This is a genomic window from Actinoplanes philippinensis (assembly GCF_900113015.1).
GTDB lineage: Bacteria > Actinomycetota > Actinomycetes > Mycobacteriales > Micromonosporaceae > Actinoplanes > Actinoplanes philippinensis.
On record NZ_FONV01000011.1, the window covers coordinates 125,992 to 149,692 of the forward strand.

General features: G+C 70.7%; 26 protein-coding genes. 6 read left to right on the plus strand and 20 right to left on the minus strand.

Annotation, left to right across the window (positions count from 1 at the left end):
• Positions 1-91 precede the first annotated feature (91 nt).
• On the plus strand, positions 92-427 hold the full coding sequence (locus tag BM290_RS28770; RefSeq protein ID WP_093619044.1) for a hypothetical protein: 336 nt from the start codon (positions 92-94) through the stop codon (positions 425-427).
• 4 nt (positions 428-431) lie between these two features.
• On the opposite strand, the gene murA is transcribed toward BM290_RS28770, so the two are convergent.
• Positions 432-1,718 carry a UDP-N-acetylglucosamine 1-carboxyvinyltransferase gene (murA, locus tag BM290_RS28775; RefSeq protein ID WP_093619045.1) on the minus strand — a complete coding sequence of 429 codons (1,287 nt, stop codon included), beginning with the start codon at positions 1,716-1,718 and terminating at the stop codon, positions 432-434.
• A gap of 42 nt (positions 1,719-1,760) precedes the next feature.
• Between murA and BM290_RS28780 the strand changes: the two genes are divergently transcribed.
• Together BM290_RS28780 and BM290_RS28785 are read left to right on the plus strand one after the other, a co-directional pair.
• Positions 1,761-2,339 (plus strand): cob(I)yrinic acid a,c-diamide adenosyltransferase, encoded by a 579-nt coding sequence (locus BM290_RS28780; RefSeq protein WP_093619046.1) that lies wholly within the window; start codon positions 1,761-1,763, stop codon positions 2,337-2,339.
• Positions 2,336-2,719, plus strand: coding sequence for a VOC family protein (locus BM290_RS28785; RefSeq protein ID WP_093619047.1), 384 nt, complete (start codon positions 2,336-2,338; stop codon positions 2,717-2,719). Before BM290_RS28780 ends, BM290_RS28785 begins: the two co-directional genes overlap by 4 nt.
• A 178-nt stretch (positions 2,720-2,897) precedes the next feature.
• On the opposite strand, the gene BM290_RS28790 is transcribed toward BM290_RS28785, so the two are convergent.
• The 14 genes from BM290_RS28790 to BM290_RS28850 all read right to left on the minus strand — a co-directional run bounded on the left by BM290_RS28790 (position 2,898) and on the right by BM290_RS28850 (position 14,964).
• Complete coding sequence (locus tag BM290_RS28790) at positions 2,898-3,713, minus strand: PhzF family phenazine biosynthesis protein (RefSeq protein WP_093619048.1); 816 nt, start codon at positions 3,711-3,713, stop codon at positions 2,898-2,900.
• Positions 3,714-4,015: 302 nt separating this feature from the next.
• Complete coding sequence (locus tag BM290_RS28795) at positions 4,016-4,483, minus strand: DUF2550 domain-containing protein (protein WP_093619049.1); 468 nt, start codon at positions 4,481-4,483, stop codon at positions 4,016-4,018.
• An 8-nt stretch (positions 4,484-4,491) separates the two neighbouring features.
• The gene (locus BM290_RS28800; RefSeq protein ID WP_093619050.1) at positions 4,492-4,773 is read right to left on the minus strand and encodes a F0F1 ATP synthase subunit epsilon; all 282 of its coding nucleotides are present in this window, start codon (positions 4,771-4,773) and stop codon (positions 4,492-4,494) included.
• A gap of 82 nt (positions 4,774-4,855) precedes the next feature.
• Positions 4,856-5,911: an LCP family protein gene (locus tag BM290_RS28805; RefSeq protein ID WP_093619337.1), complete on the minus strand. Its 1,056-nt coding sequence runs from the start codon at positions 5,909-5,911 to the stop codon at positions 4,856-4,858.
• 185 nt (positions 5,912-6,096) lie between these two features.
• Positions 6,097-7,539, minus strand: coding sequence for a F0F1 ATP synthase subunit beta (gene atpD, locus BM290_RS28810; protein WP_093619051.1), 1,443 nt, complete (start codon positions 7,537-7,539; stop codon positions 6,097-6,099).
• Complete coding sequence (locus BM290_RS28815; protein ID WP_093619052.1) at positions 7,539-8,471, minus strand: F0F1 ATP synthase subunit gamma; 933 nt, start codon at positions 8,469-8,471, stop codon at positions 7,539-7,541. Before BM290_RS28815 ends, atpD begins: the two co-directional genes overlap by 1 nt.
• Positions 8,472-8,473: 2 nt before the next feature.
• Positions 8,474-10,036 carry a F0F1 ATP synthase subunit alpha gene (gene atpA, locus BM290_RS28820; RefSeq protein WP_093619053.1) on the minus strand — a complete coding sequence of 521 codons (1,563 nt, stop codon included), beginning with the start codon at positions 10,034-10,036 and terminating at the stop codon, positions 8,474-8,476.
• Positions 10,037-10,111: 75 nt separating this feature from the next.
• On the minus strand, positions 10,112-10,933 hold the full coding sequence (locus BM290_RS28825; protein ID WP_093619054.1) for a F0F1 ATP synthase subunit delta: 822 nt from the start codon (positions 10,931-10,933) through the stop codon (positions 10,112-10,114).
• Entirely contained in the window at positions 10,933-11,478 is a 546-nt protein-coding gene (locus tag BM290_RS28830; RefSeq protein ID WP_093619055.1) for a F0F1 ATP synthase subunit B, read from the minus strand. Before BM290_RS28830 ends, BM290_RS28825 begins: the two co-directional genes overlap by 1 nt.
• Positions 11,479-11,503: 25 nt before the next feature.
• Entirely contained in the window at positions 11,504-11,737 is a 234-nt protein-coding gene (locus BM290_RS28835; protein WP_093619056.1) for an ATP synthase F0 subunit C, read from the minus strand.
• Positions 11,738-11,815: 78 nt separating this feature from the next.
• Positions 11,816-12,604, minus strand: coding sequence for a F0F1 ATP synthase subunit A (atpB, locus tag BM290_RS28840; RefSeq protein WP_093619057.1), 789 nt, complete (start codon positions 12,602-12,604; stop codon positions 11,816-11,818).
• 15 nt (positions 12,605-12,619) lie between these two features.
• Positions 12,620-12,781 carry an AtpZ/AtpI family protein gene (locus tag BM290_RS48640; RefSeq protein WP_239143765.1) on the minus strand — a complete coding sequence of 54 codons (162 nt, stop codon included), beginning with the start codon at positions 12,779-12,781 and terminating at the stop codon, positions 12,620-12,622.
• Between the two features lie 280 nt (positions 12,782-13,061).
• Positions 13,062-13,484 (minus strand): hypothetical protein, encoded by a 423-nt coding sequence (locus BM290_RS28845; protein ID WP_093619338.1) that lies wholly within the window; start codon positions 13,482-13,484, stop codon positions 13,062-13,064.
• A gap of 169 nt (positions 13,485-13,653) precedes the next feature.
• On the minus strand, positions 13,654-14,964 hold the full coding sequence (locus BM290_RS28850; protein WP_239143764.1) for a serine hydroxymethyltransferase: 1,311 nt from the start codon (positions 14,962-14,964) through the stop codon (positions 13,654-13,656).
• 81 nt (positions 14,965-15,045) lie between these two features.
• Between BM290_RS28850 and BM290_RS28855 the strand changes: the two genes are divergently transcribed.
• A complete protein-coding gene (locus BM290_RS28855) occupies positions 15,046-16,506 on the plus strand; it encodes an SDR family oxidoreductase (RefSeq protein ID WP_093619058.1) in 1,461 nt (486 codons plus the stop codon).
• Positions 16,507-16,536: 30 nt separating this feature from the next.
• Here the strand turns inward: BM290_RS28855 and BM290_RS28860 are convergent, their stop codons facing one another.
• Genes BM290_RS28860 through prmC form a run of 4 tightly spaced genes read right to left on the minus strand, consistent with a single transcriptional unit; the run spans position 16,537 to position 19,581 of the window.
• A complete protein-coding gene (locus BM290_RS28860) occupies positions 16,537-17,478 on the minus strand; it encodes an L-threonylcarbamoyladenylate synthase (RefSeq protein WP_239143763.1) in 942 nt (313 codons plus the stop codon).
• Positions 17,475-18,071, minus strand: coding sequence for an arsenate reductase/protein-tyrosine-phosphatase family protein (locus BM290_RS28865; RefSeq protein WP_093619059.1), 597 nt, complete (start codon positions 18,069-18,071; stop codon positions 17,475-17,477). Before BM290_RS28865 ends, BM290_RS28860 begins: the two co-directional genes overlap by 4 nt.
• Position 18,072: 1 nt before the next feature.
• Positions 18,073-18,717, minus strand: coding sequence for an L-threonylcarbamoyladenylate synthase (locus tag BM290_RS28870; protein WP_093619060.1), 645 nt, complete (start codon positions 18,715-18,717; stop codon positions 18,073-18,075).
• Positions 18,718-18,741: 24 nt separating this feature from the next.
• On the minus strand, positions 18,742-19,581 hold the full coding sequence (gene prmC, locus BM290_RS28875) for a peptide chain release factor N(5)-glutamine methyltransferase (protein WP_239143762.1): 840 nt from the start codon (positions 19,579-19,581) through the stop codon (positions 18,742-18,744).
• Positions 19,582-19,696: 115 nt separating this feature from the next.
• Here prmC and BM290_RS28880 point away from each other — a divergent pair, with 115 nt between their 5' ends.
• Entirely contained in the window at positions 19,697-21,193 is a 1,497-nt protein-coding gene (locus BM290_RS28880) for a GGDEF domain-containing protein (RefSeq protein ID WP_093619062.1), read from the plus strand.
• Positions 21,190-22,560 carry an outer membrane protein assembly factor BamB family protein gene (locus BM290_RS28885; protein ID WP_093619063.1) on the plus strand — a complete coding sequence of 457 codons (1,371 nt, stop codon included), beginning with the start codon at positions 21,190-21,192 and terminating at the stop codon, positions 22,558-22,560. The genes BM290_RS28880 and BM290_RS28885 overlap by 4 nt, the downstream gene beginning before the upstream one ends.
• Here BM290_RS28885 and prfA read toward each other — a convergent pair.
• Entirely contained in the window at positions 22,547-23,635 is a 1,089-nt protein-coding gene (gene prfA, locus BM290_RS28890; RefSeq protein ID WP_093619064.1) for a peptide chain release factor 1, read from the minus strand. The two genes, BM290_RS28885 and prfA, sit on opposite strands and share 14 nt — an antisense overlap.
• Between the last annotated feature and the right edge of the window lie 66 nt (positions 23,636-23,701).

The following is a 23,701-nucleotide window of genomic DNA, read 5'->3' on the forward strand; positions in this document are numbered from 1 at the left end:
GTTTAGCGGCGTTCCTTAACGTAAGTTCAGCACGGCTCTCGATCGGGGCGAATCACCGGAAGACGCGTCACTACGGTGCGAGACTGTGCGCATGGCCACGAGCGACGGCTGGTACCTCATCGGACCGCTGATCGCCGTCGGTCTGGTCGGATTCCTCGGCGCCGTGTTCTGGCGCATGGGCCTGCAACCCACCGTCACGTCCGAGACGGCTCCCGACGGTCTGACGATCTTCGGGGAGCCGGACGACTACGGCCTGCTGTGGCCCGCCGCCGTCACCGACGAGACCGAGGTCGCCGACGAGATCCGGCGACTGCTGTCCGACGCGGGCATCCGAGCCACCAAGGCGACCCGGCGCGACGGCCGGGTGAGTGTGCTGGTCTTCTCCGAAGAGGTGGAGGAGGCCCGCCGGCTGGTGGCCTCCCTGTGACCCCTCAGAAGTCGAAGGTCGGCTCCGGCACATCGGTCCGCTCGACCTCGACGCCGAGATTTTCCAGGTCGGAGACGAAGTCCGGGTAGCCGCGGTCGATGTGGTGCACCTCGCCGACCTCGGTCACGCCGTCGGCGCACAGGCCGGCGATGACCAGGCCCGCCCCGGCCCGGATGTCGGTGGCCCTGACCGGCGCCCCGGACAGCCTGTCCCGCCCGTTGACGACCGCGTGGTGCCCGTCGGTCCGGATGTCGGCGCCCAGGCGCACCATCTCGTTCACGAACATGAACCGGCCGTCGAAGATGTTCTCGGTGATCAGCGACGAGCCCTCGGCCACCGCGGCCAGCCCCAGCGCCATCGGCAGCAGGTCGGTCGCGAACCCCGGGTAGGGCAGCGTCACGATGTCCACGCCGCGTGGCCGCTCGTCCATCCGCACCCGGAACCGGTTGTCCCCCGGCTCGACGGTCGCGCCCGCGGTGACCAGCTTGTCCAGCGCGATGTCCAGGAACTCGGGCCGCACCCCCTGCACTGTCACGTCGCCACGGGTCATCACCGACGCGAACGCCCAGGTGCCGCCGACGATCCGGTCGCCGATCGTCTGGTGGCGCACCGGCCGCAGTGACTCCACCCCCTCGACGATCAGCGTCGACGAGCCGGCGCCCTCGATCCGGGCGCCCATCGCGGTGAGCATGTCGCAGATGTCGACGATCTCCGGCTCCCGGGCCGCGTTGTCGATCTCCGTGACGCCCTTGGCCAGCACCGCGGCCATCAGAATGTTCTCGGTGGCGCCGACGCTCGGGAAGTCCAGCCAGATCTTCGCCCCGTGCAGCCCGCCGGGCGCCGACGCGATCACGAACCCGTGCTCGCCGGAGATCTCCGCACCCATCCGGGCCAGGCCGGACACGTGCATGTCGAGACCACGCGACCCGATCATGTCGCCGCCGGGCAGAGCCACCCGCACGTATCCGCGGCGGGCCAGCAGCGGCCCGAGCACACAGATCGACGCGCGCAGCCGCCGCACCAGGTCGTAGTCGGCCTCGCTGCCCGGCTCGGCGGGCACGTCGATGATCGCCTCGGTGCCGTCGAGCGTGACATCGCAGCCCAGCCGCCGCAGCACCTCGGCCATGATGGCTATGTCGGTGATCCGGGGCACATTCGACACCACACTGCGCCCCTCGGCCAGCAGCGCGACCGCCATCAGCTTGAGTGCCGAGTTCTTCGCGCCGCCCACAGTGACGTCGCCGGCGAGGCGCGCCCCGCCCTTCACCCTGATCACATCCACGCGGGCCATCGTATGGTCCCGCGCCCACCCGCGCCTCGTAGGGTGGGGCGCATGGCTGTGCATCTCACCCGCATTTACACCCGGGCCGGCGACGGCGGACAGACCAGACTGGTCAACAACGAGGTCGCGCCGAAGACCGCGCCGCGGATCGCCGCCTACGCCGACGCCGACGAGTGCAACGCCGCGCTGGGCGTCGCGATCGCGCTCGGCGACCTGTCCGACGACGTCCGGCAGGTGCTCGGCATCATCCAGAACGATCTGTTCGACCTGGGCGCCGATCTCGGCAACCCGCTGAGCGACGATCCGCCGTACCCGCCGTTGCGCATCACCGAGGACTATGTGACGAGGCTGGAGGGGTGGTGCGACGAGTTCAACGAGGGGCTCGCCGCGCTGGACAGTTTCATCCTCCCGGGCGGCACCCCCGGCGCGGCGCTGCTGCACGTGGCGCGGACCGTCGCCCGCCGCGCCGAGCGCACCGCGTGGGCCCTCTACGAGCTGGAGCCGGACCGGACGAGCACGCTGCCGCTCAAATACCTGAACCGCCTCTCCGACCTGCTGTTCATCCTGTCCCGCGTGGCCAACCCGTCCGGCGACGTCACCTGGGTCCCCGGCGGCGACCGGAAGCGATGATCCACCACATCGAGTTGTGGGTTCCCGACCTGCCGGGCGCCCTCCGGCCGTGGGGCTGGCTCCTGGACGCGCTCGGCTGGACCCCGTTCCAGGAGTGGCCGGCCGGCCGCTCCTGGAAGCACGACCGCCTGTACCTCGTCCTCGAGCAGTCCCCCGCCCTCTCCGGCCCGGCCCACGACCGCCTGGCGCCCGGCCTCAACCACCTGGCCTTCCACGCCGGGCCGCCGGCCGCCGTCGACCGCCTGGCCGCCGCCGCGCCGGAGCACGGCTGGTCCCCGCTGTTCGCCGACCGGTACCCGCACGCCGGCGGGCCGGACTGCTACGCCGCCTATTTCACCGATGCGTGGGGTTACGAAGTCGAGCTGGTCGCCGAAACCTGACCCCTTTCCAGAGCCCTCTTCGGTACGCCGTCGGCCGCACCCGACCGCACCCCACGCCGCCCGTGGCCACAGCGCGACGCGAGCGGCCCGTCCGGCCGCCGGCGCGCCCGCCGGGCTTGTGCGTCCCTCACCGGCGTGTGCCCTGACCGCCGTGGAGCGGCGGACGGCCGGGGTCTCGTCAAGGGAGCAGGGTGCCGTCGAGGGTGGTGACGGCGTGGCCGCTCAGGTGGGTGCGGTCGCCCTTCAGGGCGACGCGGACCAGCCCGCCCCGCGGCGACGCCTGATAACCGGTCAGTTCGGTGCGCCCCAGCCGTTCCGCCCAGAACGGCGTGAGCGCCGTGTGGGCGCTACCCGTGACCGGATCCTCGTCGACCCCCACGGCCGGCGCGAAGAAGCGGGAGACGAAGTCGTAGCCGGACGCCGGGCCGGCGGCGGCCGCGGTGACGATGACTCCTCGCCGGGTGAGCCGGGCAACCGTACGCAGATCGGGTTCGAGGGCCCGGACGGTCTTCTCGTCGGCCACCTCGAAGAGCAGGTCGTCGGTGTTGGGCCCGGTGTGCAGCACGGTCCGGGGGTCGATGCCGAGCGCCGCCACGAGTTCCGGGTCGGCGTCGATCGGGCTGAGCGGCGCGGTCGGGAAGTCGAGGGTGATCAGCCCGTCGGCGGCGACGGAGGCGGTCAGCACGCCGCTGAGCGTCCCGTAGGTGGCCCGCCCCTCGATGAGCCCGGCCCGGTGCAGCACGTGCGTGGTGGCGAGCGTGGCGTGCCCGCAGAGCGCCACCTCGACGGCCGGGGTGAACCAGCGCAGCGCCCAGCCGGTCTCCGACCCGTCGGGCAGCCGGCGCACGAACGCCGTCTCAGCGTGCTTGACCTCGGCGGCCACCTGGAGCATCCACTCGTCGGAGGGGTACGCGTCGCCCTCCAGGACCACCACTCCGGCGGGGTTCCCGGCGAACGGACGGTCGGTGAAGGCGTCGACGATTCTGATCCGCATAGGCCGACGGTACGAAACCGGCCGGCCACGGGCGACGGCCAATCCACGACAGGCGGCCACAACCCGGCACCGACAGCTGAAGCGGCGAAATCAGCCCTCGAAGGGACCGGATCAGCGTTCGAAGGGACCGGGCCAGCCCCTCGACAAAGGCGTGGTCAGCCCTCGCAGAGGCCGCCTCAGCCCGCGAAACGGCCGCCTCAGCCCTCGCAGAGGCCGCCTCAGCCCGCGAAACGGCCGCCTCAGCCCTCGCAGAGGCCGCCTCAGCCCTCGCAGAGGCCGCCTCAGCCCTCGCAGAGGCCGCCTCAGCCCTCGATGGGGCGGGGGCCGAAAACCGGGCGGCCGCGAAGGCTGCCGGGGTCGCGGGGCGGGCCGGCCTCGAGCCAGGAGAGGAAGCCGGTGACCGTGGTGTCGGCCATCGCGATCTCGATCTCGGAATCAGCGGTCCGGCAGCGGAGGACCACCCAGTGCCCGGGCATGGCGAGCCGCTCGGGCCCGGCGGGCAGGCGTCGCTCCTCCACCGTGAGGAACCGACGGTCGAGGACGCGCTTGGGCCGGATGGCGAGGCTGAACATGCGGTGGAACCGGAGCTCGTCACCGACGAACTGGCCCAGGCCGGGCGACCAGCCACGGCCGGGGACGATCGTATTGATGTGCACCTGCAGGCGAATGGTTCCGCCGCCGAGCATGAGAAGCCGGCGGCGGAAGAAGATCGCGAAGAGGAGCGCGAGCAGCGCGACGACGCAGATTCCGACGATTTCCAGAATCCGCATCGCCGGTGTCAGTGGGACTCGGGCGTGGCGGGCGTCGCGCTCTCGGCGAGAACGGTCACGCCGTTGGCGTCGATGGACAGGAACCCACCGGCCACGTCGTAGGTCAGCTGGTCGCCCCCAGCGAGCTTGACCCGCACCTGGGACGGCTCCTTGAGCAGGCCGAGCAGCGGCGCGTGACCCGGGAGCACACCGATCTCACCCTCGGTGGTCCGCGCGACGAGCATCTCGGCCTCTCCGACCCAGACCTTCTCCTCGACGGCGACGACCTCGACGTGCAGCTGGTTGGCCACGCTGTTTCCCCTCAGATGCTACGAACCGATGGGGTGAAGTCTAGTCGGCGCGGAACGCCGGCGTGGTAACGGGGGTACCGCCTCACCCGTCGTGGGCGACGTAGGTCGGGTTGTCGAGCAGGAACGGCGCGATCCGGTCCTCCGCGACGGCCTGGAAGAACCGCGTGACCGACGGGTCCAGCTGTTCCCCGAGGTAGGCGCCGTTCTGGAAGAGCCCTCCGCCGGGCAGCTTGATCAGCGTCATGTCGGCGGTGTTGATGCCCTTGAGCGCGAGCCCCCAGTCGATGACGCTGTCACCGCCACCGTCGAAGGTCAGCGAGTCACCGGCGGCGTCGAGGACGGCGAGCAGCTTGGCGGGGTCGGTCACCACGTCGCGGCTCATCGCCTGCTCGGCCATGGCCTTGATGAACTGCTGCTGGTGCCGCTGCCGGTCGTAGTCGCCGTTGGGCAGCCCGTACCGCTGGCGGACGTAGTCGAGCGCCTCCCACGCCTGCAGGTGGTAGGTGCCCTTCTTGTAGACCTTCTGCGGCCCGATGTACGGATGGTCGCAGCCCCCACCGGCGCAGCCCGCGCTCTTGGGACGGGGTGTGCCGTCCGGCTGGAGGTGCTCGGACCGCACGTTCTGGTCGATCGTCATGGTGACGCCACCCATGGCGTCGACGATCTTCTTGAACCCGCCGAAGTTGATGATCGCCCCGGCGTCGAAGCCGTTGATGCCGGTGAAGGCGCTGACGGTGCTGGCGAGCAGCTGGAAGCCCTGTGCGACGTCGTGCGTGCCGTTGCCGACGTCGCTGCCGAACGACATCGCTGAGTTGATCTTCGCGGTGGTGCCGAGGAATCCGGTCGGGGAGAACGCCGGGATCTGCACATACAGGTCGCGGGGGATGGAGAAGAGGAAGACCTGATCCATCGACGCCGGCACGTGCGCCACGATGATCGAGTCGGAGCGGGGGGCCTGCGAGGCGTCACGCGGGTCGATGCCGGCGAGCAGGATGTTGAGCGGGCCCTTGATGCCGGCGTCGTCGCGGCGCGCGCCGGACGCCGGGTCGCCGATCAGGCTGCCGCCGGCGTCGATCTGGCCCGTGTATCGCGCGACGAGGGCCTGGCCGGTGACCAGAACACCGCCGCTGCTGACCATGAGCACGCACCCGAAGCCGGCACAGAGCCTCGCCCACATGGGTGCCCGGCGCTTCCTCGACGACTGTGGCACAGGGCCAGCATACCCGCGTTGAGCTGCATAAATGCCGTTGCAGGGGTACCCCGGGAACGCGAGAGCCGCGCCGGTGTCCACCGGCGCGGCTCTGGCGAAGAACCGACGTATCGTCAGCCCTTCATCAGCTCGTGCGCGTTCTTCTCGAGGTCCTCGAGGCCACCGCACATGAAGAAGGCCTGCTCCGGGTAGTTGTCGTACTCACCCTCGGCGATCTTCTTGAACGCCTCGATGGTCTCCTTCAGCGGGACCGTCGAGCCGGGGACGCCGGTGAACTGCTCCGCCGCGTAGGTGTTCTGCGACAGGAACCGCTCGATGCGGCGGGCCCGCTGCACCGTGACCTTGTCCTCCTCGGACAGCTCGTCCATACCGAGGATGGCGATGATGTCCTGCAGGTCCTTGTACTTCTGGAGGATCCGCTGGACCTCACGGGCCACCGTGTAGTGCTCGGCGCCGACGAACTCGGGCGCCAGGATCCGCGAGCTGGAGGCCAGCGGGTCCACGGCGGGGTAGATGCCCTTGTCGGAGATCGACCGCTCGAGGTTGGTGGTCGCGTCCAGGTGGGCGAAGGTGGTGGCCGGCGCCGGGTCGGTGTAGTCGTCGGCGGGCACGTAGATCGCCTGCAGCGAGGTGATCGCCTTGCCCCGGACCGAGGTGATCCGCTCCTGCAGCTCGCCCATCTCGTCGGCCAGGGTGGGCTGGTAACCCACGGCCGACGGCATACGGCCGAGCAGGGTGGAGACCTCGGAACCGGCCTGGGTGAACCGGAAGATGTTGTCGATGAAGAGCAGCACCTCCTGGTTCTGGACGTCACGGAAGTACTCCGCCATGGTCAGAGCGGTCAGGGCGACCCGCAGACGGGTGCCCGGCGGCTCGTCCATCTGGCCGAAGACCAGCGCGGTCTTGTCCAGAACGCCACCCTCGTCCATCTCCAGGATGAGGTCGTTGCCCTCACGGGTGCGCTCGCCGACGCCGGCGAACACCGAGGTGCCACCGAAGTTACGGGCGACCCGGATGATCATCTCCTGGATGAGCACGGTCTTGCCCACGCCCGCGCCACCGAACAGGCCGATCTTGCCACCACGCACGTACGGCGCGAGCAGATCGAGCACCTTGATGCCGGTCTCCAGCATCTCGGTCTTCGGCTCGAGGTCGGCGAACGCCGGGGGCTTGCGGTGGATCGCCCAGCGCTCCTGGATGTCCAGCGTCGACGGGTCGACGTTGAGCACCTCGCCGAGGGCGTTGAACACGTGGCCCTTGGTCACGTCACCGACGGGCACCGAGATCGGCGCGCCGGTGTCGGTGACCGCGGAGCCCCGGACCAGGCCGTCGGTCGGCTGCATCGAGATGGCGCGGAGCAGGTTGTCACCCAGGTGCTGGGCGACCTCCATGGTCAGCTTCTTGGTGCCCTCGGAGAGGGTGACCTCAACGTGCAGCGCGTTGAAGATCGCGGGCATGGAGTCACGGGGAAACTCGACGTCGACGACCGGGCCGATGACCCGGACGACGCGGCCGACAGCGGTCTCCGCCTTGGTGGGCTCAGCTACAGCAGTCATCACACATCACTTCCCGCCGCGGCCAGCGCGTTGGCGCCGCCGACGATCTCACTGATTTCCTGGGTGATCGCAGCCTGCCGCGCGGAGTTCATCTCGCGCGTGTACCGCTTGAGCAGGTCGTCGGCGTTGTCCGACGCGCTCTTCATCGCCCGCCGGCGCGAGGCCGACTCACTGGCCGCCGAGTCCAGCAACGCCGCGTAGATACGCGTGTTGAGGTACTTCGGCAGAAGCGCGTCGAGCAGCTCGTCGGCGTCCGGCTCGAACTCGTACGCCGCACGCGGCTCGGAGGACTTCTCCTCCTGCTGCTCCTCGACCTGCACCGGCGCGAGAGGCTTCGCGTTGGCGCTCTGCGTCATCAGGGACTTGAACTCGGTGCTCACGATGTGAAGCTCGTCCACACCCGCGATGCCCTCCGGCCCGAACGTCCCCTCCGTCGCGGAACCGGCGCCGAAGCCCTCGATCAACGCGTCACCGATGCGCTTGGCGTCGGCGAACGAGGGGCGCTCGGAGAACCCGGTCCAGCTCGCGGCCACCGGCCGGTTGCGGAACTTGTAGTACCCGACGCCCTTCCGGCCCACGATGTACAACGCCACGTCCTTGCCCTCCGACTTCAGCTGAGCGATCAGCTGCTCGGCGGTGCGGATGGCGTTGGCGTTGTAGGCGCCGGCCAGGCCCCGGTCACTGGTGATCAGCAGGACACCCGCCCGCTGGACGCGCTCACGCGCGACCAGCAGCGGATTGTCGACCGAAGCGTTCGATGCCAGGGCACCCAGCACCTTGGTGATCGCCACCGAGTACGGCCGGGAGGCGTTCACCCGCTCCTGCGCCTTGGCGATACGGCTGGTGGCGACCAGCTCCTGCGCCTTGGCGATCTTCTTCGTCGACTTGACGGTCCGGATGCGCCGCCGCAGCGCCTGTACCTGACCGGCCATGCCTAGCTACCGCTCTCGGTGGAGCCGCCCTGGAAGACCTTCTTGAACTCGACCACACCGGCCTTGAGGCTCTCGATGTTGTCGTCGCTCAGCAGGTTGGTCGACTCGATCGCCGTGTAGACGTCGCTGTTGTGCTGCTTGAACCACTGCAGGAACTCCTGCTCGAAGCGGCGCACGTCGTTGACGGCGACGTCGTCGAGCTGCCCCGTGGTGCCGGCCCAGATCGAGATGACCTGGTCGACGGTCGAGTACGGCGAGTACTGCGGCTGCTTCAGCAGCTCGACCAGGCGGACGCCCTTCTCGAGCTGGGCACGCGACGCGCGGTCCAGGTCGGAGGCGAAGGCCGAGAAGGCCTCCAGCTCACGGAACTGGGCCAGGTCGAGGCGGAGCCGGCCGGAAACCGTACGCATCGCCTTGACCTGCGCCGAACCACCCACGCGGGACACCGAGGTGCCGACGTTGATGGCGGGACGCACACCCGAGGCGAACAGGTCGGTCTCGAGGAAGATCTGACCGTCGGTGATCGAGATCACGTTGGTCGGGATGAAGGCCGAGATGTCGTTGGCCTTGGTCTCGATGATCGGCAGACCGGTCATCGAGCCGCCACCCAGCTCGTTGGAGAGCTTGGCGCAGCGCTCCAGCAGGCGGGAGTGCAGGTAGAAGACGTCACCCGGGTACGCCTCACGGCCCGGCGGGCGGCGCAGCAGCAGCGACACGGCACGGTAGGCCTCGGCCTGCTTCGTCAGGTCGTCGAAGACGATCAGGACGTGCTTGCCGTTGTACATCCAGTGCTGTCCGATGGACGAGCCGGTGTACGGGGCGATGTACTTGAAGCCGGCCGGGTCGGACGCCGGCGCCGACACGATGGTCGTGTACTGCAGCGCGCCCTGCGCCTCCAGGGTGCCCCGGATGCTGGCGACGGTGGAGGCCTTCTGGCCGATCGCCACGTAGATGCAGCGGACCTGCTTCTCCGGGTCGCCGGAGTCCCAGTTCGCCTTCTGGTTGATGATCGTGTCGATCGCGACCGTGGTCTTGCCGGTCTTACGGTCGCCGATGATCAGCTGGCGCTGGCCACGGCCGATCGGCGTCATGGCGTCGATCGCCTTGATGCCGGTCTGCAGCGGCTGCTTCACCGGCTGCCGCGCCATCACGTTCGGCGCCTGCAGCTCGAGCTCGCGGAAGCCTTCGTTCGGGATCTCACCGAGACCGTCGATCGGCTTGCCCAGGGCGTCGACCACGCGGCCCAGGAAGGCGTCGCCCACCGGGACCGAGAGGACGCGGCCGGTGCGCTTGACCGGCTGGCCCTCCTCGATGTTCGCGTAGTCACCCAGGATCACGGCGCCGATCTCACGGACGTCGAGGTTCGACGCGACACCCAGGGTGCCGTCGGCGAACTCGAGCAACTCGTTCGCCATCACCGAGGGAAGACCCTCGACATGCGCGATGCCGTCGCCCGCGTCGGAGACGATGCCGACCTCTTCACGGGTGAGGTCGGTCGTAGCGGACGAGACGTAGCGCTCTAGCGCCCCCCGGATCTCGTCCGAGGAGATGGTCAGCTCGGCCATCCTCTGCCTTCTCTGTCTAGCTCGGGACGTCACCGCCGCCGAGGGGGCTTCTCGATCGGAATCGAGGGGAAAAGACTATTTAGCGAACGCCTGCTTGGCTGCGTTCAGCTTGCGCAGAACCGTGCCGTCGTAGAGGTCGGAACCGACCCGGACGCTGACACCACCGAGAACGGCGGGCTGCACGTCCACCTTCAGCGACACCTGACGGCCGTAGACGGTCGACAGCTTCGCGGCCAGGGACTGCTCCTCGGCATCGGTGAGCGGCTTCGCCACCGTCACATACGCCACCTCGCGGTCCCGCTTCGCGGCGGTCGCCTCGACCAGCCGGGTCAGCGAAGCCTCGAAGCCGCGGCCACCGAAGCCGGTCAGCGCCACCTCGACGAGGCGGCCGGTGGCCACGTGCACCTTGCCCTTGAGCAAGTCCTGAACCAGCTTAACGCGGCGCTCGACCGGAGCACCCGCGTCACTCAGCGTGACGGCCAGGGCGGAGTCGCCCGAGACGATCTGGCTGAACCGGAACAGCTCGTCCTCGACGTCGCCGAGCTTGCCGTCCCGCTCCGCCGAGGCGAGCAGGGCGTCGACGCCCAGCCGCTCGGTGGCGTCGAGCAGCTCGGTCGGGCGCGAGAAGCGGCCGGCCACCAGAGCGGCCACCGCGTTCACCGCGACCTCGGAGATCTTGCCCGAGAGCAGCGACTTCAGCAGCCCGGCACGGTCGGAGCCGGGCCGGGACGGGTCGGTCAGCGCACGGCGCAGCCGGGGCTGGGCCCGCAGCAGGCCGGCCACCGACAGGATCTCGTCGGCAACCGTCGCCAGCTGCGGGGCCGTGGCCGCGGTGGTGTTCGCGGCGAGCTGTTCCGACGCCTCGCCGTAGGCCTCGCGGCTTACGCTCGACGTCATCAGCGCCGCCCGGCCGAGTCGAGGTCGTTGATGAACCGCTCGACAGTGCCACGGGTACGGGCTTCGTCAGCGAGAGCCTCGCCGACGATCTTGCCGGCCAGGTCGACCGCCAGCGTGCCGACCTCGGAACGGAGCTCCCGCACGATGGACTCACGCTGGGCGGCGAGCTGCTCGTTGCCGGCCGCGATGATGCGGTCCGACTCCTCGCGAGCCTTGGCCAGCACGTCCTGACGGATGCCCTCGGCGTCGGCCCGGGCCTCGTCGCGGATGCGAGCGGCCTCGGTCCGGGCCTCGGCGAGCTGCGTCTTGTACTGCTCGAGCAGTTGGTTCGCTTCGGCCTGGGCGGTCTCGGCGCGCTTGAGGCCACCCTCGATGGCGTCCACCCGTGCCTGGAACGTCTTCTCCATCTGCGGGAAGACGAACTTGATCAGCACGAAGCAGAGCACCGCGAAAGCGACCGAGCCGACGACGATCTCCTGCCAGAGCGGGATGATCGGGTTGTGCGGCTCGGCGCCCTCTGCCGCGGCCAGGTAAAGGTCGATCATGGGAACCTCCTAGTCGAGGTCTAGATCAGAGCCCGGTGCCCTGCCAGATGAAACCGAACGCGATGCCGAGGAGCGCGAGCGCCTCGATGACGGCGAAGCCGATCCAGACGAACGGGAGGGTCAGACGGGACGACTCCGGCTGACGGGCGGTCGACTGGATGTAGGCCGAGAAGACCAGACCGACACCGACGCCGGGGCCGATGGCAGCGAGACCGTAACCGATGGCAGCGGTGCTACCGAAAACTTCGGCGAGAGTCATTTCTCAGTTCCTCCTGGAATCTCGCGTGGCTGTCACGCGGGACGACAAACGGGGTGTTGCTAGGAGATCAGGTATTGCTCAGTGCTCGTCGGCGAGCGAGCCCTGCACGTAGCTCGCGGTCAGCACCGTGAAGACGTAGGCCTGCAGGCAGATCACCATGAACTCGAGGAAGGTGAGCGCGATGGTGAGCACCCAGGACAGCAGCGAGATCGGTGCCAGGAGAGCGTTCGCGTTGATCATCGCGAAGCCGCCGAGCGTGAACACGAGCAGCAGCATGTGGCCCGCGAACATGTTGGCGAAGAGACGAACCGCCAGCGAGAAGGGCCGCACGAGGAAGTTCGAGAAGATCTCGATCGGGATCAGCAGCGGCAGGATGCCGACCGGAGCGTTCGGCTTGACGGCGTGCACGAAATACGCGATGCCGTGCTTCTTGATGCCGACCCAGATGAACATCACGTAGGTGATCGCCGCGAGCACCGCCGGGAACGCGATGTGCGACATCGGCGAGAGCTGCACCAGCGGCAGGATGCCGAAGAAGTTGTTCACCAGGATGAACATGAAGAGCGTGGTCAGGTACGGCGCGAAGCGCACGCCCTGCGGGCCGATCATGTCGACCGCGATGTTGTTGCGCACGAAGCCGTAGATGCTCTCGGCGAGCCACTGCTTCTTCGTCGGCACCAGCTGCGGCTTCCGGTACGACATCAGGAAAAAGACGATGATCGCCGCGACCGCCACCCAGACCAGCACGGTGATCTTGGTGAACCAGAGGTCGTGCTGCCCCCACGGGTAGATGCTGGGCAGGTAGAAGTCCTCGACGCTCGGCGGGAACGGAACATCCGCTGCGAGGACGATCGACTGACCGGTCACCGTAGCCCTTTCCTGTCAGGCACCGAGTCGGCGCACGATGAGGTACACACCACCGGCGACCCCGAGAACAGCGCCGATGCCGGCGAAAATGCCCGTGGTTCCGACGAAGTGGTCGACAAGCCAGCCGATCCCACCCCAGGACAGAATGCCCGCGATGAGATACGACAGTGCGGTCATGCCCGCACCTGAGTCAGGAGGCGGGTTCGAACCGTCGTCACCGCGAGATTCGGGGGGAGGTTTCTGGCCGGTCATGACGGCCCGAACGATATCAGCAGGAAACACGAAGCTAAGCGGGACCCCCCGCACAACCGTAGTCGTCCAGGCGTCAGGGGTCTCGCAACTGACTGGACACGGTACTCCTGTCGCGCCAAATCGGAACACGGCACGGGCGAGAAGGTCACCGGATAGTGGTGGCTTGCCCGGTTCTCACAGCCTTGACCAGGACAAATGAGGTGCTCTAGATCACTTTGCGGACCACGCGACGGTGCACCCACCAGGCCTGGACTCCGGTCCAGACCACGACGGCGGCGACGATGCCCCAGCCGAGGGCGACCCAGCCGGGCCACTTGATGGTGACGCCGATCGCCAGGATGACTCCCAACAAGGAATATTTCACCACATAAGTCAGCATCCCGAGGGGCATCAGCAAAGCCGGCCGGACGGTGTCCGCCCAAGCGATGACCAGGGTCGACATCGTGTAGCTGAGAGTCACGATCAGCACTCCGGCCGCCGCGCCCACGGCCGCGTCCGGGCCGCCGGCCAGGAAGCCCGCCGAACCGGCACAGAGCAGCAGCGCCATGGAGACCGCGGAGAGCAGCGGCAGATGCTCGATCCGCCACCCCGGATTCTCCGGCGGGGCCGGACGTTCCTCGGTCGGCACCTGACTCACCACAACCCCCAGAGAAGAAAACCCGGAGCGAGCCACGACGCTCCGCAGCGCGCCACGCTATCACCGCGCCCGGATCACCCCGCGAATCAATCCACCGCCGGTTAAGGCTCGTTAAGGCGGCGTTCCCGGAAATCTTCCCGGGAATTCGCCCGCGCCCGATTCAGCGCGCGAACGCGGAATCGACCGGCAATTCCGCGGCGAGCGGATACGGCGGGAAGCCGCCGACCATCTGGGCGACCTCGGCCGCCGCGTCGCGGATCACCGTCTCGCCCGCTGTGGTGTCCACCCCGTCGCACACCACCCGGCTGATCAGCCCGGCGATCTGCCGCATCTCGCTCTCCCGCATCCCCTGCGAGGTGACGCTGGGCGTGCCCACCCGGATGCCGGACGCCACCGCGGGACGCTCCGGGTCGTACGGCACCGGGTTCTTGTTGAGGGCGATGCCCGCCCGCGCGCAACGCGCCTCGGCCTCCCGGCCGGTCACGCCCACCTCGCGCAGATCGAGCACCGCGAGATGGTTGTCGGTGCCGCCGGTGACCGGCCGCAGCCCCTCCGCCGCCAGGCCGGCGGTGAGCGCCCGGGCGTTGCGCACCGTCTGGTTGGCGTAGCCGCGGAACTCCGGGGTCCCGGCCTCCCGGAAGGCCACCGCCTTCGCCGCGATCGCGTGCATCATCGGGCCGCCCTGGGCGAACGGGAAGACCGCCTTGTCGATCCGCTGGGCCAGTTCGGACCGACAAATGATCATGCCGCCGCGGGGGCCGCGCAGTGCCTTGTGGGTGGTGCCGGTGACCACGTCGGCATACGGCACCGGCGACGGCACCGCCCGCCCGGCCACCAGGCCGATGAAGTGCGCCGCGTCGACCATGAGGTAGGCGCCCACCTCGTCGGCGATCTGCCGGAAGCGCTCAAAATCGATCAGCCGGGGGTACGAGGTGGCGCCGCAAATGATCAGTTTCGGACGGTGGGCCAGCGCGAGATCACGTACCTCGTCGTGGTCGATCAGCTCGGTGTCCGGGGTGACACGGTAGGCGATCGGGTGGAACCACTTGCCGGAGAAGTTCGCCCGGCTGCCGTGCGTCAGGTGTCCGCCGTGCGGCAGGCCCATCGCCAGCACCACGTCGCCGGGCTCGGCCAGCGCGGCGTAGGCGGCCAGGTTGGCGCACGCCCCGGAGTGCGGCTGAACGTTGACGTGCTCGGCGCCGAACAGGTCCTGCGCCCGCTGCACGGCCAGCGCCTCGGCCCGGTCCACGTGCGCGCACCCGCCGTAGTAGCGCTGCCCCGGATAGCCCTCGGCATACTTGTTGGCCAGCGTCGACCCGAGCGCCGTCAGGACCGCCGGTGAGGTGAAGCTCTCGCTCGCGATCAGCTGGAGCGTGTCCCGCTGGCGTGCCACCTCGTCGAGGAGCACGGACGCGATCTCCGGATCCTCGCGTTCGAGCATCGCGAAGTCCGGCCCCCAGAAGGTGCCCACGCTGGCCTCCCGAGATCGAGGAGCCTTCCGGAACCGAGCATATGGCTTGTGACCCCCGGTTCGTGGGCACAGTCTGCAGTTATGCGGTGCTTGGTGACCGGTGCGACCGGCTACATCGGGGGGCGGCTGGCCCCCAGACTTCTCGAAGCGGGACACGAGGTGCGATGCCTGGCACGCAGCGCCGGGCGGCTGCGGGACGTGCCGTGGGCCGGGCGGACCGAGATCGTCGAGGCCGATCTCTCCCGCCCGGAGACCCTGCCGGCCGCGTTCGAGGGCGTCGACGTGGCGTACTTCCTGATGCACTCGCTGGGACGGCCGGACTTCGAACGGCTCGACCGGGAGGCGGCGGAGAACTTCGCGGCGGCGGCGCGCGCGGCGGGCGTACGCCGCATCATCTATCTCGGCGGCCCGGAGCCGCCCGCCCACGAGCGACCCTCGGCCCACCTGCGCTCCCGGGCCGAGGTGGCCCGGATCCTGCTGGACAGCGGCGTGCCGACGGTGGTGCTGCGCGCCCCGGTGATCATCGGTTCCGGCTCGGCGTCCTTCGAGATGCTGCGGTATCTCACCGAGCGCCTTCCGGTCATGGTCACCCCGCGGTGGGTCAAGAACAGGATCCAGCCCATCGCGGTACGGGACGTGCTGCGTTACCTGATCGGCGCGGCCGGACTGCCGCCTGAGGTGAGCCGCGGCTTCGACATCGGCGGCGCCGACGTGCTGACCTACACCCAGATGATGCAGGGGTACGCCCGGGTGGCCGGACTCCCCCGCCGGGTCATCGTGCCGCTCCGCCCGCTCAGCCCGTGGCTCTCCGCGCACTGGGTCGGACTGATCACCCCGGTGCCGAACAGCATCGCCCGGCCGCTGGTGGCCAGCCTGATCCACGAGGCGGTGGCGCACGAGAACGACATCGCCGAGCTGCTGCCCGGTCCCCCGCCGCTCGGCTTCGACGAGGCGGTACGCCTGGCCCTCGGCAAGATCCGGGACGCCGACGTGGAGACCCGCTGGTCCACCGCGTCCGGCCTGAACCCGTCGGCGGAGCCGCTGCCCAGCGACCCGGACTGGTCCGGCGGCAGTGTCTACGTCGACGAGCGGTCCCGTCCGGTGCACGCGAGCGCCGGTGACCTGTGGCGGGTCATCGAGGGCGTCGGCGGGGAGAACGGCTGGTACTCGTTCCCGCTGGCCTGGTCGGTGCGTGGCTGGCTGGACCGGCTGGCCGGCGGGGTCGGCCTGCGCCGGGGTCGCCGCGACGCGCAACACCTGCGGGTCGGCGAGGCGCTCGACTGGTGGCGGGTCGAGGAGATCGAGCCGGGCACGCTGCTGCGCCTGCGGGCCGAGATGCGGGTGCCCGGCCGGGCCTGGCTGGAGATGCGCGCCGAACCGGACGGCAACGGCGGCAGCGTCTACCGGCAGCGGGCGGTGTTCCTGCCCCGCGGGCTGGGCGGCCACCTCTACTGGGCGTCGGTGCTGCCCTTCCACGGCGTCGTCTTCAACGGGATGGCCCGCAACATCACCCGGACCGCGGAGGCGTCCGGCGGCGGGTGACGGACGGTCGCGGGCGGCCGGGCGGAGACGTCAGGCCGCAGCGCGGGACAGCCGGTCGCGGACGGCCAGCCAGTCCTCGGTCTGCGGCGGCTCCTGGACGAGGATCGTCGCGAACCCGGCGTCGTCCAGGCGGTGCAGCGCGGCATACAGGTCGGCGGCGTAACCACGCGGGTCGGACGGGAGGATCTCGGCGGCGTCACCGCCCTCGTACGCCAGAATCCCGACCGGCCCGGCCAGAGCGGACCGTTCCACGTCTCGCACGTCCTTGCAGAGAACGACCTTCGCGCGCGGGGCGTAGTGCCGCCGGCTCATCCCGGGTGACGGCCGGGCCTCGCCGTCCGCGGTCTCGGCATCGGGCAGCGCGATCGGGCCGGCCGCGTCCCGCAGCGCCCGCAAGCCGAGCGCGCCCGGCCGCAGCAGCCGCGGCACGTCGCCGGTCACGTCGAGGACCGTCGACTCGATGCCCCACGAGCAGGGACCACCGTCCAGCACCAGCGGCACGTCCGGCAGGCTGCGGACCACGTGCTCGGCGGTGGTCGGCGAGATGCTCTCGGAGCGGTTCGCGCTGGGCGCGGCGAGCGGCAGGCCGGAGGCTTTCAGCAGGTCCAGGGCGACCGGATGGGCGGGTACGCGAATGGCCACCGTGTCGATGCCGGGCAGGTGCCGGGCCCGCCGGACGACGAGGGTCAGCGGCCCGGGCCAGAAACGGGCCGCGAGATCGTCGGCGGTGGCGGGCCAGACCTCGGCCAGCGCGCGGGCCGCCGTCACGTCGGCCACGTGCACGATCAACGGGTTCCAGCTGGGCCGCTGCTTCAGCCGGTAGATCTCGCCGACCGCCTTCGCGGAGAAGGCGTCCGCGCCCAGGCCGTAGACCGTCTCGGTGGGGAAGGCCACCACCGACTCGGCGCGCAGGATCTCCACGGCCCGGCGCAGTCCCTCGGCGTCGGGACGGGCGATCGAGGACAGAGTCACGGCAGGAGCAGCGCGGCGAGCGGCATCGTGGTGTCCTCGATCTCGTCCGCCACGCGCTGGAACGTCTGGTCGCCGCGGCCCCACGGGTCGTCGAGATCGTCGCCGGGCTGGGACACCTCGGTCCCGCGCAACCGGGCCACCGCCTCGACGATCGCGGCGCCTCGGGTGTGCACCGCCTCCGGTTTCGGCTCGGCGGGCGGCAGCGCCGCGGTGTCGACGGCGCCGAGCAGCCGGCCGAACTCGCCGAGCACGAACGTGCGGGCGGCGGCGTCGGGACGCAGCGCCACCACGTAGTCGTACTGATCGGCGGTGGCCGTGAGGATCAGGTCGGCCTCGTCGATGAAGTCACCGCGCAGCTTGCGGGCCAGGAAATTCTCGTCGGAGCCACGGCGGGCGCGGACCAGCCGGGCGGCCGGTGGGTTCATCTCCTCGCCCTCGTGCCAGCCGCCGGTGCCGGCGCTGACACTGCGCAGCAGCTGGGCGCCGTCGGCGTCGCCGGCCCGCTCCCGGACGGCCCGGGCCAGCAGCCGCTCGGCCATCGGGGACCGGCAGATGTTGCCCATGCAGACGTGCAGAACAGTGAACGGAGCCAACTCAGTCCTGCCCATCGACGATGTCCGGGACCACGTCACGGAGTTTCTCGAGCGGGATCGCGCCGGCCCGGAGAATGCGGGGGACGTCGCCGGTGACGTCGACGATCGTGCTGGGCGCCGGGTCGGCGGCGCGCCCGGCCTCCAGGTAGACGCGCACCGCATACTCCAGCTGGTCGCGGGCGTCGTCGGCGGTGAGCGGGGCCGGGGAGCCGAGCTTGTTGGCGGTGGTCACGGCCATCGGGCCGACCTCGCGCAGCACCTCCAGCGCCACCGGGTGCAGCGGCATGCGGACGGCCACCTGCCCGCCGGTGTCGCCGAGATCCCACTGCAGGCTGGGCGAGTGCTCCACGATGATGGTCAGCGCGCCGGGCCAGAACGCGTCGGCCAGCTCGCGGGCCGCCCGGGGCAGCGAGTAGACCAGCCCGTCCAGGGTGTGCCGGGATCCGACCAGGACCGGCGGCGGCACCCGGCGGTCCGAGCCACGGGCATGGTGCAGCTGGGTGATCGCGTGCGTGGCGAACGCGTCGGCGCCCACCCCATACACCGTGTCGGTGGGGAAGACCACGAGCTCGCCGCTCTTGGCCGCCTCGACAGCGGCGGCGACGCCGCGGTCCCGGTCCGCGACGGTGGCGCAGTCGTAGAGCATCACGAGATGCAGTGTGCCATGCGGCTACGCGCTGTCCCACCGGCGGCGGGCGGTCGCGTAGCGCGGGCGGCCGGTGAGGTCGTCGTGGGCGGTCACCTCGATGAACCGGCCGTCCGCCCGGAGCAGCTCCGGAACCGCCTCGCCGTGCACGTCGTCGTGCTCGATGCCGACTGATCCGCCCGGTTTGAGCAGCGCGCCGGCCAGCGCGATCACCGGCCGGATCACGTCGAGGCCGTCCGGGCCGCCGAAGACCGCCTCGGCCGGGTCGTGGCCGGCGACCTCCGGCGGGACCGCGGTGCCGTCCGGCACGTACGGCGGATTGCACAGCAGCACGTCGACCCGGCCGTGCAGATCGGACAGCAACCCGGGATCGGTGACGTCCCCGGCCACCACCTCCACCACCGGGTAGGCCGACGTGTTGCGGCGCAGCCAGGCCAGCGCCGCCGCGGACCGCTCCACGGCGATCACCCGCTCGGCACCGGTCTCGTCGGCGATCGCGATCGCGATGGCGCCGCTGCCGCTGCACAGGTCGACCACGAGCGCTCCCGGCCCGGTCCGCTCGATGCCCCACCCGGCCAGCAGCTCGGTCTCCGGCCGGGGCACGAAGACCCCGTCGCCGACGGCCGGCTCCACGTGCCGGAACGCCGCGGTGCCCAGCAGGTGCTGCAGCGGGACCCGCCCGGCCCGCCGCTCGACCAGCTCCCGGAAGCGGGCCAGCTCCTCGGGCCGGATCGCGTCGATCAGCAGCAGCCGGCCCCGGGGCACCCCGAGCACGTGCGCGACGAGCAGCTCGGCATCGACCCGCGGCGACGCCACCCCGGCCCGCGCCAGATCGGCGGCGGCCGCTGCCAGCTCCGGCGCCAAGCGAGCCCGATCCGTGCCTTCGCGGGGGTGTTCGTGTCGCGGTGTCACGGCATAATCATGGGACGTCGCGCACGCGGGCCCGCCGGCGACCCGCCGATGCCGTGGGAGGCGCCTGGTGAGTTGGTTGGACCAGCTCGCGGAACACGTCGATGAGCTGCGCCACGCGGGTCAGCTCCAGCAGAACGGGCAGTCGGCGACGGCTCTGCCGATCCTGGACCGGGTGCTCGCCTCCGCCTCGGATCCGGCCACCCGGGCGTACGCGCTGGTCCAGCGTTTCGGCGCACTGATCAACCTGGGCCGCATCGGCGAGCTGGCCGCCGCGATGGCCGCCGCCGCGGAGGCGGTCCGTGAGGTGCCCGATCCCTACCTGCGCGGGCAGATGCACGCCTTCGCCGCGCTCGGCGCCCACCTGCAGAGCAACCTGGACCGTGGGGTGACCCACCTGGTGCAGGCGGCCCGTGCGCTGGCCGCCGTCCCGGAGCGTGACTCGGAGACCGCCTGGGGCTGGCACGACCTCGCCATGGCCTACTCCTACCTGGGGTTCCACGGCCAGGCGCTGACCGCTGTGGAGCAGGCCAGGGAGATCGGCGCGGCTGCCGGAGTGGCGCCCGAGGTGTTCGCCGCGCCGGGCATCCGGCTGCGCAACGCGGTCGCCCTCGACCATCACGGCGACACCGACGGCTGCCTGCGGGTGCTGCGTGACATGGACGCCGAGCTGTCCCGATATCTGGCGACCGACCGGCTGCGGCCGGGCAGCCGGACGGTGTACGGCTACGCGCTGGCCCGCCGCGCCGCGCTCGGCGAGCCCACCGGGCCGGAGGCGGCACGCTGGCTTACCGGTGGCGGCGACAGCGCGCGGACCCGTGACCTGCGGCATCTCGGCTCGGTCTGCCTGTCGATAGCGGGTGGCCGGCCGGAGCAGGCGCTGTCCATGCTGGCCGCGGTGCCGGTCTCGGCGGAGGTGCTGGGCCCCGCGGAGCCGGCCCGGCTGCGCAGCATCTGTCACGCCAGCGCAGGTGACCACGCCGCGGCGCACGCCGCCGACCGGTATGCGTTCCGCCTCGCCGCCCTGCGCATCGACCAGCTCCGGGACGGCTATCTGGACGGGGTGGCGGCTCGCCTGGACGCGCAGGAGACCCACCGCGACCCCGGGCGATACGGTGACGAGACCCTCACCGACCCCCTCACCGGCCTGCCCAATCGCCGCCAGTTGGAGCGCTATGTGGAAACGCTGCTGTCCCGTGGCGAGCGGGCCGCCGTCGGCGTCTGCGATGTGATCGGTTTCACCACCGTCAACCTGCGGCACGGCCGGCACTGCGGCGACCTGGTGCTGCAACGGATCGCCGGGGTGCTGCACCGGGTGATGCGGCGCGGTGACTTCGTGGCCCGGTTCGCCGGTGACGAGTTCGTGCTGGTCCTTCCGGGTGCCGGCCCGCACCAGGCGGCCGAGGTGGCCCGGCGGATCGGCGCGGCCGCCACCACCGAGAACTGGCAGGCCCTGGTGCCGGGCACCTCGATCGGCCTGGCCTCGGGCTGGTCCGAGGTGGGCGCCAACGGGCGGGGGCTGAGCGCGGCGCTGGCAGCCGCCGCGGCGAGCCGGAAACCCACGTGACCGCGTCGGTGATCGACCTCGGCGACGTCACCTCCCGGCCGGAGGAGCCGGACGACTATCCCGGCGGACGCCCGGAGTTCGGCCGGATCCGCGTCGGCCGGTTGGCGAAGACGGTGATCTCGGCGCTGGTCGTCCTGCTGCTCGGCGGTTCCGGGCTCGCCGAGCCGCCGGTGCTGCGAGAGATCTGGTCGGTGCCGTCCCCCTACCCGGAGTCGATGGCGATCGACGACGATGCGGTGTATCTGCGTCACGCCGAGCTGGGCGGGACCACCATGACCGCCTACGACCTGCGGACCGGCGCGGTGCGCTGGCGGCAGGACACCGGCTCGGGCTCGGCCTGGCTGGGCGTGACATCACAGTCCGGGGTGCTGCTGATGGCCGGCGACGAGCAGGCGATCGACGTCAAGTCGCCGGGCGGCGGCATCGTCAGCTTCTCCTATGCCGGCTCGACCACGGCCCTCGATGCGGCCACCGGCAGGCAGTTGTGGAAACGTGCCGGTGAGTATCACTGGGAGGGCACCGGCGACACCGTGCTGATGTCCGAGCGGGAGCAGGACGGCACGATCACCTGGCTCCGGCTGGTCCGCGTCCGGGACGGCTCGGTCGTCTGGGAGCGGCGTGCGCCGGAGCAGGCCGACACCCTGGTGGTCCAGTTCGGCGGCGACGAGCCGGTCCGGGTCGTCACCGCCTCGCAGCAGGGCGCCCTGACCGTGCTGCGCTACGCCGACGGCGCCGTGGTGACATCCGGCTCCGTGCCGTGGCGGCGGAGGTCGCCGGACACCGGCGCGGGCAGCAATCTCAGTGCCGTGACCGACCGGATCGTCGTCGTCGACACCGGCCTGGACACGAGCGGCGATCAGAGCCGGATCACCGTCTACCGGACCGACGATCTGGCCCGCCTCTGGGCCCGGGACACCACCGGATGGGCGAACGTGCAGGACTGTGGCCCACTGGTCTGCGTCAACACCGCTCAGGGACTCTTCGAGGCGGTCGAGCCGGAGACCGGCACGAGACGCTGGGACATGACGGGCGGCCAGTTCATCGGCCACATCCCGGGCGGGGACCGCCTGCTGATCGCCGGCACCGACGAGAAACCCCGGCAGTCCGTGGTCGATGCGGCGACCGGGCGGGTGATCGGCCCGGGCGGCAGCGGTAGCGTCCTCGCCATGGACGAGGAGGAGGGCGCCGCCACGCTGGTGCGGCAGATCGCCCCGGATCTCGGCGTCGTGAGCCGGCTCGACACCGGAACCGGGCGGAGCATCGTCCTCGGTGTCATCCCGGACGGTGATCGGGCCTACTGCGCCGAGCGAGGGCGCTGGATCGTCTGCTCGCTCGGCGACCGGCTGACCGTCTCTACCGCCGGCTGAACTCCGTGTCACCGGCGAGGCGGGCGGTCCGGTCCGCGCCGGCCAGCGCGTCGAGCACGCCGTCCAGCTCGCCGCCGAGCACCAGGTCCAGGTTGTAGGCGGTGTAGCCGATGCGGTGGTCGGTGATCCGGTTCTGCGGGAAGTTGTAGGTGCGGACCCGCTCGGAGCGGTCGACCGTACGCACCTGGGCCTTGCGGGCGTCGCCGGCCGCCGCGTCCGCCGCCTCCTGGGCCACCGCCAGCAGCCGGGAGCGCAGGATACGCATCGCCGACTCCTTGTTCTGCAGCTGGCTCTTCTCGTTCTGGCAGCTCACCACGGTGCCGGTGGGAAGGTGGGTGATCCGGACCGCGGAGTCGGTGGTGTTGACCGACTGGCCACCCGGGCCGGACGAGCGGAACACGTCGATCCGCAGGTCGCCCGGCTCGATCTGGACGTCGACGTCCTCGGCCTCGGGCAGCACCAGCACGCCGGCGGCCGAGGTGTGGATGCGGCCCTGCGACTCGGTGACCGGGACCCGCTGCACCCGGTGCACGCCGCCCTCCCACTTGAGCCGGGACCAGACGCCGTGACCGCCCTCCGGCACGCCCTTGGTCTTGACCGCCACCGAGATGTCCTTGACGCCACCCAGGTCCGACTCCTGCGAGTCGATCACCTCGACCACCCAGCCGCGGCGCTCCGCGTACCGGGTGTACATGCGCAGCAGGTCGCCGGCGAACAGCGCGGACTCCTGGCCGCCCTCGCCCGCCTTGATCTCGATGATCACGTCCTTGGCGTCGCTCGGGTCGCGCGGGATCAGCATCTCGCCGAGCTTCTCCTCCAGGGCGGGCAGCATCGCGGCGACCGCCTCGACCTCGGAGGCGAACGCCGGGTCCTCGGCGGCCAGCTCCTTGGCGGCGGCCAGGTCGGCGCGGGCCGCCTCCAGCTCCTGGTGGGCGGTGTTCAGTGGCGCCAGCTCCGCGAACCGGCGGCCCACCCGGCGGACCAGCGCCTGGTCGGCGTGGATCGACGGGTCCTCCATCCGCTTCTCCAGGTCCGCGTACTCGGCGAGAAGGGTGCTAAGACGGTCGTTGCTCATCGTTCTCTCCCAACCAGGACAGCGGACCACATGCGAACGGCGCCCGCCCCGGAATCCGGGACGGGC

Excerpts from the sequence above, each read along its gene's own strand:
- BM290_RS48640 (WP_239143765.1), bottom strand. The coding sequence starts at position 12,781 with ATGACCGCACTGTCGTATCTCATCGCGGGCATTCTGTCCTGGGGTGGG.
- BM290_RS28815 (WP_093619052.1), bottom strand. The coding sequence starts at position 8,471 with ATGGCCGGTCAGGTACAGGCGCTGCGGCGGCGCATCCGGACCGTCAAG.
- BM290_RS28825 (WP_093619054.1), bottom strand. The coding sequence starts at position 10,933 with ATGACGTCGAGCGTAAGCCGCGAGGCCTACGGCGAGGCGTCGGAACAG.
- BM290_RS28855 (WP_093619058.1), top strand. The coding sequence starts at position 15,046 with ATGCGGTGCTTGGTGACCGGTGCGACCGGCTACATCGGGGGGCGGCTG.
- BM290_RS28870 (WP_093619060.1), bottom strand. The coding sequence starts at position 18,717 with ATGCTCTACGACTGCGCCACCGTCGCGGACCGGGACCGCGGCGTCGCC.
- atpA (WP_093619053.1), bottom strand. The coding sequence starts at position 10,036 with ATGGCCGAGCTGACCATCTCCTCGGACGAGATCCGGGGGGCGCTAGAG.
- prfA (WP_093619064.1), bottom strand. The coding sequence starts at position 23,635 with ATGAGCAACGACCGTCTTAGCACCCTTCTCGCCGAGTACGCGGACCTG.
- BM290_RS28835 (WP_093619056.1), bottom strand. The coding sequence starts at position 11,737 with ATGACTCTCGCCGAAGTTTTCGGTAGCACCGCTGCCATCGGTTACGGT.
- BM290_RS28780 (WP_093619046.1), top strand. The coding sequence starts at position 1,761 with ATGGCTGTGCATCTCACCCGCATTTACACCCGGGCCGGCGACGGCGGA.
- murA (WP_093619045.1), bottom strand. The coding sequence starts at position 1,718 with ATGGCCCGCGTGGATGTGATCAGGGTGAAGGGCGGGGCGCGCCTCGCC.
- BM290_RS28805 (WP_093619337.1), bottom strand. The coding sequence starts at position 5,911 with ATGGTCAGCAGCGGCGGTGTTCTGGTCACCGGCCAGGCCCTCGTCGCG.
- BM290_RS28785 (WP_093619047.1), top strand. The coding sequence starts at position 2,336 with ATGATCCACCACATCGAGTTGTGGGTTCCCGACCTGCCGGGCGCCCTC.
- BM290_RS28795 (WP_093619049.1), bottom strand. The coding sequence starts at position 4,483 with ATGCGGATTCTGGAAATCGTCGGAATCTGCGTCGTCGCGCTGCTCGCG.
- BM290_RS28770 (WP_093619044.1), top strand. The coding sequence starts at position 92 with ATGGCCACGAGCGACGGCTGGTACCTCATCGGACCGCTGATCGCCGTC.
- BM290_RS28830 (WP_093619055.1), bottom strand. The coding sequence starts at position 11,478 with ATGATCGACCTTTACCTGGCCGCGGCAGAGGGCGCCGAGCCGCACAAC.
- BM290_RS28790 (WP_093619048.1), bottom strand. The coding sequence starts at position 3,713 with ATGCGGATCAGAATCGTCGACGCCTTCACCGACCGTCCGTTCGCCGGG.
- atpD (WP_093619051.1), bottom strand. The coding sequence starts at position 7,539 with ATGACTGCTGTAGCTGAGCCCACCAAGGCGGAGACCGCTGTCGGCCGC.